This window comes from Roseibium sp., from assembly GCF_048260565.1.
Taxonomy (GTDB): domain Bacteria; phylum Pseudomonadota; class Alphaproteobacteria; order Rhizobiales; family Stappiaceae; genus Roseibium.
The window spans coordinates 32,867-49,069 of record NZ_JBLXGP010000013.1; the positions used below are offsets into that span (position 1 = coordinate 32,867).

13 protein-coding genes are annotated in these 16,203 nt (G+C 61.6%); 2 read left to right on the forward strand and 11 right to left on the reverse strand.

Annotation, left to right across the window (positions count from 1 at the left end; all coding sequences use genetic code 11):
• Window positions 1-97: 97 nt before the first annotated feature.
• The 6 genes from urtE to ACN0SO_RS21680 all read right to left on the reverse strand — a co-directional run bounded on the left by urtE (window position 98) and on the right by ACN0SO_RS21680 (window position 6,716).
• Window positions 98-793 (reverse strand): urea ABC transporter ATP-binding subunit UrtE, encoded by a 696-nt coding sequence (urtE, locus tag ACN0SO_RS21655; RefSeq protein WP_417681006.1) that lies wholly within the window; start codon window positions 791-793, stop codon window positions 98-100.
• Between the two features lie 9 nt (window positions 794-802).
• A complete protein-coding gene (urtD, locus tag ACN0SO_RS21660; protein ID WP_417681008.1) occupies window positions 803-1,549 on the reverse strand; it encodes an urea ABC transporter ATP-binding protein UrtD in 747 nt (248 codons plus the stop codon).
• Window positions 1,550-1,553: 4 nt separating this feature from the next.
• The gene (gene urtC, locus ACN0SO_RS21665) at window positions 1,554-2,780 is read right to left on the reverse strand and encodes an urea ABC transporter permease subunit UrtC (RefSeq protein WP_417681009.1); all 1,227 of its coding nucleotides are present in this window, start codon (window positions 2,778-2,780) and stop codon (window positions 1,554-1,556) included.
• Entirely contained in the window at window positions 2,777-4,426 is a 1,650-nt protein-coding gene (gene urtB, locus ACN0SO_RS21670) for an urea ABC transporter permease subunit UrtB (protein WP_417681011.1), read from the reverse strand. The genes urtC and urtB overlap by 4 nt, the downstream gene beginning before the upstream one ends.
• Before the next feature lie 98 nt (window positions 4,427-4,524).
• Window positions 4,525-5,811, reverse strand: coding sequence for an urea ABC transporter substrate-binding protein (urtA, locus tag ACN0SO_RS21675; RefSeq protein ID WP_417681013.1), 1,287 nt, complete (start codon window positions 5,809-5,811; stop codon window positions 4,525-4,527).
• A 452-nt stretch (window positions 5,812-6,263) separates the two neighbouring features.
• Window positions 6,264-6,716, reverse strand: coding sequence for a hypothetical protein (locus ACN0SO_RS21680; RefSeq protein WP_417681015.1), 453 nt, complete (start codon window positions 6,714-6,716; stop codon window positions 6,264-6,266).
• 253 nt (window positions 6,717-6,969) lie between these two features.
• Here ACN0SO_RS21680 and ACN0SO_RS21685 point away from each other — a divergent pair, with 253 nt between their 5' ends.
• Together ACN0SO_RS21685 and ACN0SO_RS21690 are read left to right on the forward strand one after the other, a co-directional pair.
• The gene (locus tag ACN0SO_RS21685; protein ID WP_417681017.1) at window positions 6,970-10,365 is read left to right on the forward strand and encodes an ATP-binding protein; all 3,396 of its coding nucleotides are present in this window, start codon (window positions 6,970-6,972) and stop codon (window positions 10,363-10,365) included.
• Entirely contained in the window at window positions 10,358-11,275 is a 918-nt protein-coding gene (locus ACN0SO_RS21690; RefSeq protein ID WP_417681019.1) for a response regulator, read from the forward strand. Before ACN0SO_RS21685 ends, ACN0SO_RS21690 begins: the two co-directional genes overlap by 8 nt.
• A gap of 11 nt (window positions 11,276-11,286) precedes the next feature.
• On the opposite strand, the gene ACN0SO_RS21695 is transcribed toward ACN0SO_RS21690, so the two are convergent.
• The 5 genes from ACN0SO_RS21695 to ACN0SO_RS21715 form a co-directional block, all read right to left on the reverse strand.
• Complete coding sequence (locus tag ACN0SO_RS21695) at window positions 11,287-11,895, reverse strand: nuclear transport factor 2 family protein (protein WP_417681021.1); 609 nt, start codon at window positions 11,893-11,895, stop codon at window positions 11,287-11,289.
• A gap of 168 nt (window positions 11,896-12,063) precedes the next feature.
• The gene (locus tag ACN0SO_RS21700) at window positions 12,064-13,350 is read right to left on the reverse strand and encodes a TRAP transporter large permease (RefSeq protein WP_417681023.1); all 1,287 of its coding nucleotides are present in this window, start codon (window positions 13,348-13,350) and stop codon (window positions 12,064-12,066) included.
• Between the two features lie 78 nt (window positions 13,351-13,428).
• Complete coding sequence (gene dctP / locus ACN0SO_RS21705; protein ID WP_417681025.1) at window positions 13,429-14,448, reverse strand: TRAP transporter substrate-binding protein DctP; 1,020 nt, start codon at window positions 14,446-14,448, stop codon at window positions 13,429-13,431.
• 18 nt (window positions 14,449-14,466) lie between these two features.
• Window positions 14,467-14,967, reverse strand: a complete 501-nt coding sequence (locus ACN0SO_RS21710) for a TRAP transporter small permease (RefSeq protein WP_417681027.1) — start codon at window positions 14,965-14,967, stop codon at window positions 14,467-14,469.
• 81 nt (window positions 14,968-15,048) lie between these two features.
• Window positions 15,049-16,188: an FAS1-like dehydratase domain-containing protein gene (locus ACN0SO_RS21715; protein WP_417681029.1), complete on the reverse strand. Its 1,140-nt coding sequence runs from the start codon at window positions 16,186-16,188 to the stop codon at window positions 15,049-15,051.
• Window positions 16,189-16,203 lie beyond the last annotated feature (15 nt).

Genomic DNA, 16,203 nt, shown 5'->3' on the forward strand with positions numbered 1-16,203 from the left:
CGTCTCGAGCGGATAGGGGAGGGCGATGCCCCGGACCCTATCAACTGAATCCCGCTGCCGAAAGCCCTGCGTCCTTTTGGCCGCAGGCGTATGGGATTCAGACCGTCAGATGCTGGCGCACCTGCGTCTCGTCGAGATCGGCACGTGCGCCGGCCATGACGATTTCGCCCCGATCCATGACGGCGAAATCATCCGCAAGGTCGCGGGCGAATTCGAAATACTGCTCCACGAGGACGATGGCCATTTCGCCCTGTTCGCGGAGCCATTCGATGGCCCGGCCGATGTCCTTGATGATCGAGGGCTGAATGCCTTCGGTCGGTTCGTCGAGCACCAGGAGCTTCGGCCGGGTGATCAGCGCCCGGGCAATGGCCAATTGCTGCTGCTGGCCGCCGGAAAGGTCGCCGCCCCGGCGCGAAAGCATGGATTTGAGAACCGGAAACAGTTCGAAGATGGTCTCCGGGATCCTGCGGTCCTTGCGGGGCACGCAGGCATAGCCGGTTTCCAGGTTTTCCTTCACCGAGAGCAACGGAAAGATTTCGCGGCCCTGCGGCACGATGGCGATACCGCGCTTGGCCCGGGCGTGGGGCGCGAGCCGCGACACGTCTTCGCCGTTCCACAGGATCTTGCCGGAGCTGACCGGGTGCTGGCCGACGACCGCGCGCAGGGTCGAGGTCTTGCCGACGCCGTTTCGGCCCATGAGGCAGGTGACCTTGCCGACCTCGGCCTTGAGCGAGACGCCTTTCAGGGCCTGCGCCGCGCCATAGTGGAGATCGATGTTTTCAACGCTCAGCATGGGTTTTCCTCACCGGCCCAGATAGACTTCCACGACCCGCTCGTCGGCGGAGACATGATCGAGCGACCCCTCGGCCAGAACCGAGCCTTCGTGGAGCACGGTGACCTTGACCCCGAGGGAGCGCACGAAGGTCATGTCATGTTCCACGACGACGACGGAGTGGGTCCGGGCAATGTCTTTCAGAAGTTCGGCGGTTTCCGCCGTTTCGGCATCGGTCATGCCGGCCGCCGGCTCGTCCACGAGCAGGAGTTTCGGATCCTGGGCGAGCAGCATGCCGATCTCCAGCCATTGCTTCTGGCCGTGGGAGAGATTGGCCGCCAGTTCGCTCCGCTTGTCGCCGAGCCGGATCAGTTCCAGCAGGTCCTCAATGCGCTTCTTCTCGCCGCCGGTGATGACGTGAAACAGGGTGGCGAACGGTCCGCGCGGGGCCTTCAGGGCCAGTTCCAGATTGTCCCAGACCGTGTGGCTTTCGAAGACGGTCGGCTTCTGGAACTTCCGGCCGATGCCAAGTTCCGCGATGGCCGCTTCGTCCTCGCCGGTCAGGTCGACCACGCCGTTGAAAAAGATGTCGCCGCTATCGGGGCGGGTCTTGCCGGTGATGACGTCCATCATCGTGGTCTTGCCGGCACCGTTCGGGCCAATGATGGCGCGCATTTCCCCCGGAGCAATGACCAGGGACAATTCGTTCAGTGCCTTGAAGCCGTCGAAGGACACCGACACGCCATCGAGATAAAGCAGGCTGGTCTGGCGGCTCATGGTGTCACTCCGCAGGTTGGGGCGAGGCGTCCGTGGGCGCCTTGCGGTGGGAGACGTTGGAAGCCGCCGCGGGGCTGTTGGGCGGCAGGTTCGGCGGTTCGTCCGACCCGGCCTCATAGGCAGCCGACGCAGTCCGCTGACGGATCGCGCTCCAGCCCTGCGAGACGGTGCCGACGATGCCTTTGGGCAGGAACAGGGTCACGCCGAGGAACAGTCCGCCCAGGGCGAACAGCCAGATATCCGGAAGGGCGCCGGTGAACCATGTCTTGGCGAAATTGACCAGGATAGCGCCGATGATCGGGCCGATCAGGGTCCCGCGTCCGCCGACGGCGACCCAGATCACCACTTCGATGGAGTTGGCCGGCGAGAATTCGCCCGGATTGATGATCCCGACCTGGGGCACGTAGAGCGCACCGGCGATGCCGGCCATCATGGCCGAAATGGTCCAGACAAACAGCTTGTAGTGTTCCACCCGGTAGCCGAGGAAACGCGTACGGCTTTCCGCGTCGCGCACCGCGACCAGCACCTTGCCGAGCTTGGACCGGGTCAGGGCGCGGCACAGCAGGAAACACAGGGCAAGCGCAAGTCCCGACGCGATGAACAGGCCTGCCCGGGTGCTGTCCGCCTGAACGTCGAACCCGAGAATGTCCTTGAAGTCGGTCAGGCCGTTGTTGCCCCCGAAGCCCATGTCGTTGCGGAAGAAGGCGAGCAGCAGCGCATAGGTCAGCGCCTGGGTGATGATCGACAGATACACCCCGGTCACCCGTGAGCGGAAGGCGAACCAGCCGAAGACGAAGGCGAGCAGGCCCGGCACGATGAGCACCATGATCGCCGCGACGGGGAACATGTCGAAGCCGTACCAGTACCAGGGCAGTTCCTTCCAGTTCAGGAACACCATGAAGTCCGGCAGGATCGGGTCGCCGTAGACGCCGCGGGTGCCGATCTGGCGCATCAGGTACATGCCCATGGCATAGCCGCCGAGGGCGAAGAAGGCGCCGTGGCCGAGCGAGAGAATGCCGCAGTAGCCCCAGACCAGATCGACCGACAGGGCGAGCAGCGCGTAGGTCAGGTACTTGCCCATGAGCGTGACCGCGTAGGTCGGAACATGCAGCGGGCTGGTTTCCGGCAGCAGAAGGTTCGATGCCGGGATCGCGACGGTCAGTACCAGAAGGATGATCAGGAACAGACCGGCCCTGGCGTCCAGGGCCCTGAAGAGAAACGATGTCATCATGCTTCGACTGCCCGGCCCTTGAGGGCGAACAGGCCCCTTGGACGTTTCTGGATAAAGAGGATGATGAAGACGAGCACGAAGATCTTGCCGAGAACGGCCCCGGCATAAGGCTCAAGGAACTTGTTGACGACCCCGAGCGTCATGGCGCCGACCAGAGTGCCCCAGAGATTTCCGACCCCGCCGAAGACCACGACCATGAAACTGTCGATGATGTAGCCCTGTCCGAGGTTCGGCGACACGTTGTCGATCTGGGACAGGGCCACGCCGGCGATCCCGGCAATGCCCGAGCCGAGGCCGAAGGTCAGCGCGTCGATCCAGGGCGTGCGGATGCCCATGGAGGCGGCCATGCGCCGGTTCTGGGTGACGGCGCGCGTATAGAGGCCGAAGGGCGTTTTCTTGAGGACCAGCATCAGGCCGACGAATACGGCGAGCGCGAATACGATGATCCACATGCGGTTATAGGTGATCGTCATCTGGCCGACTTCGAAGGCGCCGGACATCCAGTCCGGGTTGCCGACCTCCCGGTTGGTCGGGCCGAACAGGGAACGCACCGCCTGCTGCAGGATCAGCGAAAGGCCCCAGGTGGCCAGCAGCGTTTCCAGCGGGCGGCCGTAGAGCCAGCGGATGATGCCCCGCTCGATACCGACGCCGATGGCTCCGGAAACGAGGAAGGCGAGGGGAAGCGCGATCAGAAGCGAGTAGTCGAACAGGCCGGGCGCGGAGGTGCGGATCATCTCCTGCACCACGAAGGTGACATAGGCGCCGATCATGACCATTTCGCCATGGGCCATGTTGATGACGCCCATGACGCCGAAGGTGATGGCCAGGCCGATGGCGGCCAAGAGCAGCACGGAGCCGAGCGACAGGCCGTACCAGATGTTCTGGGCATTGTCCCAGAGCGCCAGTGATTTCTCGATCCGTTTGACGGCGGTTGCAGCCGCTGTCTGCAGCTCTCCCTTTGAGCTGTCGCGAATACCGATCAACAGGGACAGGGCATCCCTGTTGCCCATGTCGCTCAGGACTTGGACGGCTTCGAGTTTTTCACCGTCACTGCGGTCGGAATTAAGAACGGCCGCGGCCCGGGCCTGTTCCATGACCATACGGACTTCATCATTCGTCTCCTTTTCAATAGCGATATCGAGACTTTCGATGGCGTCGGGATCCTTCGCCTTGAACACAGCTTCCGCCGCCGCCTTGCGGACGTTGGGGTCCGCAGCCATCAGCGTCAGGGATCCGAGCGCCGACCGGATGACCCGGCGCAGACTGTTGTTGACCTTGATCTTGCTGACTTCGCGTTTGCCCGCTTCGCCCGCGCTTTCAAGTGTGAGCGGGTCGGTCAGCGCGTAGCCCTTGCCGGACTTTTTGGTGATGAAAACCTGTTTGTCGGATTTCCTGAAATAGAGATCGCCATCTGAGAGAGCTTCCAGAGCCGGGGCAACCACCGGGTTCCCCGTCGCGGCCAGATCACTGATCTGCTTCTCGGTTTCCTTGTATTTGCCGTCCGCGAGCGCATTGATGAGCGGCCGCAGGCTTTCGGTATCGTCCTGCGCCGATGCCGGATTGGATCCGGTGTTAAGCGAGAGAAGGAGCAGTCCGACGACAAGGGCAAGCGATCTGAGCTGGGCAAACGATCTGAAAAAGGACATGGTCCACCGCGTTTGTCTGTCTGTTTTCCCCGATAGGCTGTCGGGAAGAGAAGCAGGAGGCGGGCCAGACCGGCCCGCCTCCATTCGTTTGCCGGGAATTAGGAGCCGGAACCGCCGCACTTGCCGGTGGCGGTGTTGAAGTTGCCGCACGACAGCGGGGCGCGCCAATCGGCGATCAGGTCCTTGGAACCTTCAAGGTAATCGGACCATGCATCGCCGGCGACCAGGCCGGAGGTTTCCCACACGGTTTCGAACTGGCCGTCGTCCTGGATCTCGCCGATCAGAACCGGCTTGGTGATGTGGTGGTTCGGCATCATGGCCGAGTAGCCGCCGGTCAGGTTCGGCACGGATACGCCGACGATGGCGTCGATGACCGCGTCCGGATCGGTGGAGCCGGCCTTCTCAACGGCCTTCACCCACATGTTGAAGCCGATGTAGTGGGCTTCCATCGGGTCGTTGGTGACGCGCTTGTCGTCCTTGATGAACGCGTGCCAGGTATCGATGAACTGGGCGTTGGCGTCGGTGTCGGCGGACTGGAAGTAGTTCCAGGCTGCCAAGTGGCCGACGAGCGGACCGGTGTCGAGACCGGCGAGTTCTTCTTCACCCACGGAGAAGGCGACGACCGGGATGTCTTCGGCCTTGATGCCCTGGTTGCCGAGTTCCTTGTAGAACGGGACGTTGGCGTCGCCGTTGATGGTGGAGACCACTGCGGTCTTCTTGCCTGCGGAGCCGAAGGTCTTGATGTCGGACACGATCGTCTGCCAGTCGGAATGACCGAACGGCGTGTAGTTGATCATGATGTCTTCTTCAGCGACTCCCTTGGCCTTCAGATAGGCTTCGAGGATCTTGTTGGTCGTGCGCGGATAGACGTAGTCGGTACCGGCCAGAACCCAGCGCTCGACGCCTTCGTTTTCCATCAGGTAATCAACGGCCGGAATGGCCTGCTGGTTCGGAGCAGCACCCGTGTAGAACACGTTGCGCTGGGATTCTTCGCCTTCGTACTGGACCGGGTAGAACAGCAGCGAGTTCAGTTCTTCGAACACCGGCAGGACGGACTTGCGCGACACGGAGGTCCAGCAGCCGAACACGGCGGAAACCTTGTTGACTTCGACCAGCTCGCGCGCCTTTTCGGCGAACAGCGGCCAGTCGGAAGCCGGATCGACGACGACGGCTTCGAGTTGCTTGCCGAGCAGGCCGCCCTTCTTGTTCTGCTCGTCGATGAGCATCAGCATGGCGTCTTTCAGCGTGGTCTCGGAAATGGCCATGGTGCCGGAAAGCGAATGCAGGATGCCGACCTTGATCGTGTCGTCTGCCGCATAAGCGCCGCTGAACATGGTGGACGCCATCAACCCGGCGAGCGCCAGGCCTGTCAATTTGGTTTTCATGATGTTCCCCTCTGTGTGATCCCTGTGGAAGCACTGCGGCAGGCCGACTAGCCGCCGTCGGAGATGGATCGTGGGGGGAGTTGCCGCAGCGCAACATACGTCGAATGACGTAGCCGGCTGCGCCTTTTGCGCAAAATGCGCAAGCGTCCGGCCTCCCGAGATTTTACAATGTATAGAAAAACGGCATCCGACTGGACGCGGAGGCCATAGAGGATACGCCAATCAGACGCATCCGCACTGTTTTTGATTTCAAATTAGGCAATTGAATAATAATTAGGCAGATATTTCCTGCTGGCGCGCGAACTGCATTCTTTATTTCATGAGAGGGGTGTTCTGGTCGGGGGGGGGGCCGAAACGCAAGTTCGGTACTCCGGCCGATTGCGGAATCGGCAGCCGGTCTTTTCGGAGACCGGCTGCTTCAAGGATGGCGTCAAAGTCTCAGGGCTTTCCGGTCAATCGTGATCGCCGCCGTCACCACCATCGCCGTCACCACCATCGCCGTCACCACCATCGCTGTCGCCACCATCGCTGTCGCCACCGTCGCTATCGCCACCGTCGCTATCGCCGCCGCCATCGTGGTCGCTACCGCCGTCGTGATCACTACCGCCGTTGCCGCCGTCATCACTGCCGCTGTCTGAGTCTCCACCGTCGGAGCTGTCGTGCTCGCCGCTGTCGTGCCCGTTGCCGTCGTGACTGCTGGCGCCATTGTCGTCGTTTGCGTCATGGCCCGCGCGCTCATCGTTGTCGTGGGTGCCGCTGACCGAATTGTCGTTATCATCCCGGGCGGAGTTTGTGCTGGCTCCGGAGAAGTCTCCTTTGATCGCATCGCTGAGGCTCCAGGCCATTGCAGCAGATGCATGGCTGAGAACAAAAATCGTTGCGAGTGCTGTCAGTGTCTTTTTCATTTTCCGATCCCTTTCGCTGATCATTTTCTGTGTTGCGCCTCCGTCCCCCGGCGCTGACAGGGAAACTAGCAAAGGGGTCCTGATAGCCGGCTGACAGGCGATATCATCTAATATTCAACTTTCCTGAAGCTTATCGGGATCGGTTTCCCAATCCTTTAGCGGTTGTCCATGGCCCTTTTCTTGCATTGAACAGGCGGTTCCGCAGACCTCGTGTCGTCGATCAAAACCGTTTCAAAGGTGCCGAAAGTCCCACATGGCCGCACGCCAACGCATCATCCCTGTCCGGCGTCAGTACAATCAGTGGGTCAACAATCAGACCCTGGAGGACTATGCGCTGCGCTTCACGGCCAAAAGCGCGCGCCGGTTCTCCTCGCGCCGGATTTCGCAAACGGCGATCGGGGCGATATCCTTTCTGGCGCTCGAGGCGATTGGCGGTGCGATCACGCTGTCCTATGGAACGGTAAATGCCTTCGTCGCGATCCTGGTCGGTAGCATCGTCCTTCTGTTCATCGGAATACCGATCAGCCGTTATGCCATGCGCTACGGGGTCGATATCGACCTGCTCACCCGCGGAGCCGGTTTCGGCTATATCGGTTCGACGATCACGTCGCTGATCTACGCCAGCTTCACCTTCATCCTGTTCGCCATAGAAGCCTCGATCATGTCCGGTGCTTTGGACTACGCGTTCGGGGTGCCGCTATGGATCGGCTACATCATTTCGGCGGTGGCGGTGATCCCGCTCGTCACCCACGGCATCACCCTGATCAGTCGGTTCCAGTTGATCACCCAGCCCTTCTGGATCGTGCTCAATATCCTGCCGTTCATCGTCATCGCCTTCTCTGACTGGCAGGCGGTGGGTGCGTGGTTCGGCTTCGGCGGGGTCGATCATGCGACCGGGGTAACCAAGGCGGCCGGACCCGGATTTTCCGACCTCAACTTGATCAGCTTCGGCGCGGCGACAGCGGTCATTCTGGCGCTGATGGCGCAGATCGGGGAGCAGGTCGATTTTCTGCGTTTCCTGCCGGCGCAGGATTTTGCCCGCAAGCGGCACAAGTTGGCCCTGTTTCTTGCCGGGCCCGGTTGGGTCGTGCTCGGCGCGCCGAAAATGCTGGCCGGTTCCTTCCTTGCCGTTCTCGTGCTCTCGGCGGGGGTACCGGTGGAGCACGCGGACGAACCTGCGCGCATGTATGCGGTCGCCTTCGGCTACATGATCCCGTCCGACCAACTGGCGATGCTGCTGATGGTCGCCTTCGTGGTCGTCTCCCAGCTCAAGATCAACGTCATGAATGCCTACGCCGGGTCGCTCGCCTGGTCGAATTTCTTTTCCCGTTTGACCCACAGCCATCCGGGGCGGGTGGTCTGGCTGGTGTTCAATGTCGGTATTGCCCTGCTTCTGATGGAGCTCGGTATCTACAAGCTCCTGGAAGAAACGCTGGGGGTCTTTTCCATCATCGCGATGGCCTGGCTCAGCGCCATTTCCGCCGACCTTTTTATCAACAAGCCGCTCGGCCTGTCGCCGCCCGGCATCGAGTTCAAACGCGCGCATCTGTTTGACATCAATCCGGTAGGTACCGGCGGGATGGTGCTTGCCGCCGTCCTGTCCCTGGTCGCCTATTACGGCTATTTCGGCAAGGAAGCAGCGGCTCTTTCCACGTTCATTGCCATGGGCGTAGCCTTCGTTGCGGTGCCGGCAATCGCGGCCCTGACAAAGGGACGCTTCTATCTTGCGCGCAAGCCCCGCAAGAGCTGGCAGAATGCCGATACGATCGCCTGTTCGATCTGCGAAAACCCGTTCGAGCCGGAAGACATGGCCTATTGCCCGGCCTACCAGGCGCCGATCTGCTCGCTGTGCTGTTCGCTCGATGCCCGCTGCCATGACCTGTGCAAACCGAAGGCACGGATCAATCACCAGGTCGGCGTCGTTGCCTCGAAGTTTCTGTCCGAGCGGGCGATCGCCCATCTGAACACCCGCCTTGGCCGTTATGCCCTGACCGTGGTGCCCTCGATTACGGCCATCGGTTTCGTGCTCTGGGTCATCTACAATCAGGCCGCGGAGCGGTTTCCGGAGTCGGCCGGAATCATCGGCCAGACCGTGGCGCTGATCTTTTTCGTGTTTGCCGTGGCGGCCGGGATCTCCACCTGGTTCCTGGTGCTCGCGCATGACACAAGGCGTGTCGCGGAAGAGGAGTCGGCACGCCAGAACGCGCTCCTGCAGAAGGAAATCGACGCCCACCGGGTCACCGACGCGGCCCTTCAGAAGGCGAAGGAAGACGCGGAAGCCGCGAACCTTGCCAAGAGCCGCTACGTGGTCGGCCTGTCCCACGAATTGCGCACGCCGCTCAACGCGGTGCTGGGCTATGCCCAGGTGCTGGAACGCGACGACGCCTTGCCGGAAAGCCGCAAGGCCAATGTCAGCACCATCCGCCGGAGCGCGGAACATCTCTCCGGCCTGATCGACGGACTGCTCGACATTTCCCGGATCGAGGCCGGGCGCCTGCAGGTCTATTCCAACGAGGTCAATATCCACGAGTTTCTCGATCAGATCGTGGACATGTTCAAGATGCAGGCGGTGGCAAAGGGGCTCGGCTTCGAGTTTACCAGGGCGAAGAACCTTCCGGTCTATGTGCGTACCGATGAAAAACGCCTGCGCCAGATCCTGGTGAACCTCCTGTCCAATGCGATCAAGTTCACCGATACGGGCAAGGTCCGCTTCGACGTCGGTTACCGGTCCCAGGTCGCGACTTTTACCGTCACCGACACCGGTCCGGGCATACCGCTTTCCGAGCAGACCAAGATCTTCGAGCCCTTCGGCCGCAGCGAGGACGAGAAAATCAAGCGGACGCCGGGGCTGGGGCTGGGGCTCACGATCACCAAGCTCCTTGCCGAAACCCTTGGCGGCGCGATTGCACTATCCAGCGAGCCCGGAAGGGGAAGTAACTTCGAAGTCCGGTTGATGCTTGCGGAGGTGGCGAGGCCGATGAAGGTCCGGCCGCCGGAACAGCGGATCCGGGGCTATGCGGGCGACCGACGCACGATTGCCGTTGTTGACGACAATCCGGACCACCGGGCGCTGATCCGTGAAATCCTTAAACCGCTCGGTTTCGGGCTTCTGGAAGCGGAAAGCGGGCCGGCGTGCCTGGAAGCGGTCGGTGAAGCAGAGGTCGATCTGTTCCTGGTCGATATCCTGATGCCGGGAATGAACGGCTGGGAACTGGTCAAACGCCTGCGCGAAGACGGCCTGGACCAGCCGGTGATCATGCTGTCGGCCAACATCGGCGATCAGTCCCTGCGTCCGGACGGACCGAGCCGGCATGATGACACGTTGGCCAAGCCATTCGACCTGCGCCAGCTTCTGGACAAGATCCAGAAACACCTGGACCTGACCTGGACCGGCGAGGAAGCGAAGGACAAATCCGACGCCGACGGCCATGCTGCCGGCGACCCGGTCATAAATCCCGGAAATATTCATGTCCGCGAACTGATCAGTCTGGGCGAAATCGGCTATATCCATGGAATCGAGGCCAAGCTTGCCGCGCTATCCGATAATCCGGAAAACGGCCCGCTGGTCACCGCCCTGCGCGGACACCTGAAACAGTTCGATTTCGACAGCTACACCAAAGTCCTGGAAGGACTTGCCGCCGATGACTGAAAAGCAGCGCGACATTGTCCTGGTCGTTGACGATTCTCCTGAAACCCTGGGCTTTCTGACCCAAGCCCTGGAAAATGCCGGCGTGACCGTTCTGGTCGCCACCAGCGGGGCCGCGGCCTTGTCCGTTGCCGACCGGGTGACGCCGGACATGATTCTGATGGATGCCATCATGCCCGGTCTCTCCGGGTTTGAGACCTGCGAACAGATCAAGGCCAAGGCCCATCTTCAGCATGTGCCGGTGATTTTCATGACCGGCCTGAGCGAGACCGAACATATCGTCCATGCGCTGGAATCCGGTGGGGTCGATTTTCTGACCAAGCCGATCAACATCGACGAGCTGCAGGCGCGCATCCGGGTTCATCTGGCCAATTCCCGCTCGGTGCAAAGCGCAAGGATTGCCCTCGATGCGGCCGGCCGGCACCTGCTCGCGGTGTCCCGCGCGGGCGACCTGCACTGGTCGACGCCGCAAACGCATCAGCTCATCGGCACCACGCCGAGCGGTGACGCTTTATTGAAGGAGATTGCCGGCGCGCTGGGTGCGTGGCTCGGTCGGGAGGAAAGCGCCTCGTCGGCCCGTCTCGATCCGTTTTCACTCAATCCGGGCGGCGAACTGAACCTGCAAATGCAGTATCTCGGTTCCGTAGGACCGGACGAATACCTGTTCCGGATGACGACCAGCGATCATCCGAACCAGACCGACGTGCTGCAGGAACATTTCGGCCTGACCGCCCGCGAGGCGGATGTCCTTCTGTGGATCGCCAAGGGCAAGGCGAACCGGGATATCGGTGAGATCCTCGGCCTGTCCCCGCGCACGGTAAACAAGCATCTGGAGCAGATCTACCAGAAGCTCGGCGTCGAGAACCGCGCCTCGGCGGCGGTGCGCGCCGCCCAGGTGCTGTACGAGCTGTAGGAACTCGCCGGTTAAACGGCCGGACCGCCGGCAAGCCAAGTGTCGCCGCGGGCGTAAAGCGCCTCGACTTCAGGGCCGTAGAGGCCCGGCATGTCCGGTTTCACCTTGTAGCCGATGCCCGCCTGCAGATAGGCAAGATGCCGGTATCCTTCCGGAAAGGAGGCAAGGACTTGGCGGTCCAGCTTCGGCGCCTTGGTCGGGTCGATCGGGTCGAGCCGGTCTTTCTCATAGATCGGCTGGCGCAGCACCAGGCCCCATTTGCCGTCGCGCTTTTCGATGAAATCGTAGAAACGCCCGGTGCAGACGACGTCGCACAGCACGCCTTCCACTTCCGCCCGCTGGCTGATGGTCATCTTGGTCTGGGCGATGGCCCGGTTGCCGCTGAGCTCGATGGACGTTCCTCCAAGAAAGTGAAGGATACGCACGCCCTTCTGGAAGCCGGCCTCGCTGACGGCAATGAATTCATCCGCCGTTCCCTGGAACCATGTGGCCTGCATGACGCCGTCGTCGTGCCACACGGTCCGGAACCGCTTCCAGTCGCAGGCGTCGCGCCAGACGGCCCAGTTTTCCACCAGATCCCGAATGGCCAGACGATCCACCAGTTCCTCCGAAAAGGACATGCTCCGAACTCCTCCCGATTTGCGACCGATCGCCGAAGATAGCCTCCGGCAAATGTCCTTCGCGTCCTCCGGCGCCACTTTCAGGGGCTCCCTCCCAGGTGCCATTGGACGGATGGACCTTCCGCATAAAGGACCGGGGTCGTCAAGGGCGGGAAGAGGGAAGCCGGTTCAGTTCATCATGTTCGGCAGAAACAAAGTGATCTCGGGAAAGGCGATCAGGATACCTAAGATGACCACATCGATGATGATGAACGGCACCAGTCCCCTGAACACGGTTCCCAGGGGCACTTTCGTCTGGCCGGCAGCCACATAGGCGTTCAAGCCGAGGGGCGGCGTGAGAAGACCGATCTCCACCGTCTTGGTCACGATGATGCCGAACCAGACCGGATCGAAGTCCATTGCCATGATCGCGGGAAAGGCGAGCGGCATGGTCAGGGACAGGATCGCGAGCTGGTCCATGAGCATGCCCATCAGGAGAAGCACGAGGACGACAAGCATCAATATGATGTAACGCGGCAGGCCGGAGTCGTTGACGACGTCGAGGATTGTGTGCGTGACCCGTGTGAAGGCGAGGTAATTCGCGAAAATCGCCGAACAGGCGATGATCGCGATGATCATCACTGTCGACTTGATCGCCGAACTCACAGCGTTCGAGAACCCTTTCGCATTGATCGTCCGTTGCAGGACACCGAGAACGAGGGCGCCCAGAACGCCGAAAGCCGCGGCTTCCGAGGGGGAGGCGAGCCCGCCGTAGATGGCACCGATCACCAGAAGGATCAGAAGCGAGATCGGCCAGATATGGCTGGATTCACTTATGGCGCGACGGAATTGAAACGGAGGTCCCTTTGGCGCCTCGTCGGTGGTCACAGCCGTAAACCGGACCACCGCGATCAGTCCGAGAGCGGTCAGAAGCCCTGGAACGATGCCGGCAATGAACAGGGCGCCGATGGAGGTTTCCGTCAGGACGCCGTAGACGACAAGCACGATGCTGGGCGGGACCACGACGGCAAGGGTGCCGCCGACGCTGATGACGGCGGAGGCAAGTCTGTCGCTGTAGCCGTAGCGGCGCATTTCCGGAAACGCCGCCGTTCCCATGGCTGCCGCCGAAGCAGTGCTGCTGCCGATTAGGGCCGCGAGCAGGACCGAGGCACCGACGGCCGCCATGGCGAGGCCGCCCCGGGCATGTCCGATCCAGGCCTGGCAGGCGATGAAGGCCCGCCGTGTCACATCCCCCGCGGTCAGCAGGTGGGCCATGAGAATGAACAGCGGAATGGCGACGAGGATGAACCCCGACGCCGAGTGGTAGTAGCTGCGCTCCAGAACCGCGAGCGCGGGATGAAGTCCCAGTTGAAGGGCCAGTCCGACCGTTCCTGAAAAGCCGACCGCGAAGGCAATCGGCATGCGGATCATCATCAAGGCGGCCATGAGAGCCACGACCACGAAGAACGACAGCATTGCAATACTCCCGGGGACGCAAATGGCGTCGCGACGATTTCCAAGGGAATGCCGCGGCGCCTTTTGGTCCTGTTTTCGTTATTCTTTTGTCAGCTCGCTGTATTGGGCGACTACGTCGGCGGCTTTCGGGTTGCGCGCGCCGATCCGATCGAGCCATTCCTCGCGCACCGTCGAGATCGCCTTATTGATGGCGGCGTGTTCCTCATCGGTGAACTGGTAGACATCGATGCCGTCTTCGGCCCATTTCTGGGTCAGGACCGCAACGGAATCGTCCTGGGCCTTGGCCACATGCATGGCGACCTCCGCGCCGGCCTTCAGCATGGCATCCTGTGTCTCCTGGGGCAGGCCTTCGAAGAGGTTGCGCCGGACCACGAGGATGAAGCTGTAGCCGCCGAACGCGCCGTTCGTGGAAATGTGTTTGACCACTTCCTGAAGATTGTAGCCGGGAACCGAAGCGAGCGGGAACAGAACGCCGTCGAGGCGGCCGCGTTCCACAGCCGTGTAGACTTCCGGGCCGGCGATGCTGACGCCGGCTGCGCCCAGATCGCGGGCAACCATGGCCTGGGTGGCGCCGCTGGTGCGGATGTTCAGACCCTTCCAGTCGTCCGGTCCGCCGAGATGCTTGTCTTTTGACAGGATCTGGTACGGCGGCAGGACGAAGGCGAAGATCGGGACGACGCCGGCATCAAGCATCTCATCCCGCAACGGGCCTTCCTGCATCATCTTCTGGAGGGCGGCAGTACCTTGCTGGGCGGTCGTGTAGAAGCCGGGCAGGCCCACCACCGAATTGAGCGGAAGAACTTCCGCGTTGTAGATCGGACCGATCAGGGCGGCATCCACGATGCCGTTCGTGGTCGCGCTGAGCAGTTCCTTGGACTTCGCCGCCTGCTGCGCCGGGAAATGGGAGAAAGTGATCTTTCCGCCGGTCATTTCCTCGACCTGCTTCATCCACTTCTGCGTACCTTCCATGGACACGATATGCGTGGTCGATTGGAAGTCGCCCAGCCGGAGTTCTTCCGCCTGGGCCGACAGGACACCAAGCCCGGCGATTGCGGTGCCGGCGATTGCGGCCATGAGGCCTGTAACGAGTCGTTTCATGTTTCCTCCTCCAAGGGGTCAGAGTGCCGGAGCGCTGTTTGCGCTTCTTTTTCTTGTGATTTCGAAAAGGAGCCGCACCGTCAGAACGGAGCAGGCAAGGGGAACGGACAGGTAGGCCCAGCCGAGTGGCCAGTCGATGATGCCGAAATAGACTTCGTCGCGCTGAAAGGTCTGGAGCGTGAACCGGCCGGACATGTAGCTCACGGCGCCGAAGAAGGCGGCCGAGCACAGCAGCATGAAGATGCGGACATAGGGCCAGAACGGTCCGAAGGTCTGCGGGGGGATGAACTCCAGGCACAGATGACCGTTTTCCCGGAAGACCCGCGACAGGGACAGGGTTGCGACCGCCGGCATGAGATAGAACTCCACCATTTCGAACTGGAATTGCAGCGGGGTGCGGAAAAACAGCCGGCCGAGAATATCGGCGTTGATGAGCACCGCGATCAGGACGAGCGCGACACAGCCGAGAACATGCAAGACATCCTCGACGCGTTTCAAAATGGTTTCGAACCGTTCCATGGACCGCTCCTCCCAGTAACGTTCCATTGGTGAAAGGGTGGCGGCGGAGTCTCCGGCGACCCCGCCGCCCGCACATCGCGGTCAGCGGGTTGGCAGCTCCACGATGGCACTTCCGACAGCGGACAATTCCCCGTCCTGTTGTTCGGCGCGTTGCGAGATTTCGACGAAATGCTTGCCGTCCTCGACGAACTTGCGGCTAACATGACCGTTGATCAGGATGATGTCGCCTTCCGGGTTATGACGGCGGACCTGGCACTTCGCCTTGGCAAGGAAGCCGTCGTCGCCCATCCAGTTGGTGACCTGGTGGGTCAGCCAGGAGGTGCGTTCCGGGCCGTAGTCATAAGCGCCCGGTGCACCGACCATCAAGGCGAATTCTTCTTCCCAGTGGACACGTTCCGGGCAATCCGGAATGCCGAAGCGGTTCTTGATACCGGCACCCGGATGCTTCTGCTGCAGCTGCCAGGCAAGTTTGTTGGCGCGGATATAAAGACCGCCCCAGCCCTGGGCGTAGGCGATGAAGCCGGTGACCGTCATCGGCCCCTTGACCATGGTCGGCAGGTCCTCGCCCTCGACGACGTCGTCCCAGTAGCGGGTCTCCGCACCGCGGATCTTCTCCTGCTCGTAATACTTGGTGTAGCTGTCCAGCTCTTCCTGGGTATAGACGCGCGGTTTCCGGTTGCGGACATCGGTGTATTTGGTGCCGTTTTCCCGGGCGGCGTCGCGGTCGGTGCGGAAACACCAGCTGTCGGCTTCCGAAAGCAGGTCCCCGGTCTTCGCGTCGTAGAACTTGACGTGATAGATCTGCTGGATCGCGCGGCCGGCAAAGCGGGTCTCGTGCGGGATCAGGTCCTTCAACCAGGCCTCGGTGCGGATTTCGGTGTTGCGCAGGATCGGCTTGTGCCAGGTCCAGTCGGCACCGGACCACATGGCGTGCACCCCCGGCAGGCCGCCGACATAGCCGGAGATGATGCGGCTGGTGGCGAACAGGAAGCTCGGCAGGGCGACCACGTCACCGTATTTGGTGCCCTTCGCATACTCCGGATCGCACCACAGCGGATTGTCGTCGCCGATACCGTGGGCATAGTGGCGGATGTTGTCGCGGGTTGCTTCATAGCACCAGGGTTCGACCGTGTTCTCGATCTTGACGCCGATACGCGCCTGAAGCTCGAGCAGGCCTTCTTCCGTAATCTTCGGAAACTGCTTGTGTGCAATTTCGTTCATTTCAAACCTCCCAAT

Excerpts from the sequence above, each read along its gene's own strand:
- ACN0SO_RS21685 (WP_417681017.1), top strand. The coding sequence starts at position 6,970 with ATGGCCGCACGCCAACGCATCATCCCTGTCCGGCGTCAGTACAATCAG.
- ACN0SO_RS21700 (WP_417681023.1), bottom strand. The coding sequence starts at position 13,350 with ATGCTGTCGTTCTTCGTGGTCGTGGCTCTCATGGCCGCCTTGATGATG.
- ACN0SO_RS21680 (WP_417681015.1), bottom strand. The coding sequence starts at position 6,716 with ATGAAAAAGACACTGACAGCACTCGCAACGATTTTTGTTCTCAGCCAT.
- urtB (WP_417681011.1), bottom strand. The coding sequence starts at position 4,426 with ATGTCCTTTTTCAGATCGTTTGCCCAGCTCAGATCGCTTGCCCTTGTC.
- ACN0SO_RS21715 (WP_417681029.1), bottom strand. The coding sequence starts at position 16,188 with ATGAACGAAATTGCACACAAGCAGTTTCCGAAGATTACGGAAGAAGGC.
- ACN0SO_RS21690 (WP_417681019.1), top strand. The coding sequence starts at position 10,358 with ATGACTGAAAAGCAGCGCGACATTGTCCTGGTCGTTGACGATTCTCCT.
- ACN0SO_RS21695 (WP_417681021.1), bottom strand. The coding sequence starts at position 11,895 with ATGTCCTTTTCGGAGGAACTGGTGGATCGTCTGGCCATTCGGGATCTG.
- urtC (WP_417681009.1), bottom strand. The coding sequence starts at position 2,780 with ATGATGACATCGTTTCTCTTCAGGGCCCTGGACGCCAGGGCCGGTCTG.
- ACN0SO_RS21710 (WP_417681027.1), bottom strand. The coding sequence starts at position 14,967 with ATGGAACGGTTCGAAACCATTTTGAAACGCGTCGAGGATGTCTTGCAT.
- urtA (WP_417681013.1), bottom strand. The coding sequence starts at position 5,811 with ATGAAAACCAAATTGACAGGCCTGGCGCTCGCCGGGTTGATGGCGTCC.
- urtE (WP_417681006.1), bottom strand. The coding sequence starts at position 793 with ATGCTGAGCGTTGAAAACATCGATCTCCACTATGGCGCGGCGCAGGCC.
- urtD (WP_417681008.1), bottom strand. The coding sequence starts at position 1,549 with ATGAGCCGCCAGACCAGCCTGCTTTATCTCGATGGCGTGTCGGTGTCC.
- dctP (WP_417681025.1), bottom strand. The coding sequence starts at position 14,448 with ATGAAACGACTCGTTACAGGCCTCATGGCCGCAATCGCCGGCACCGCA.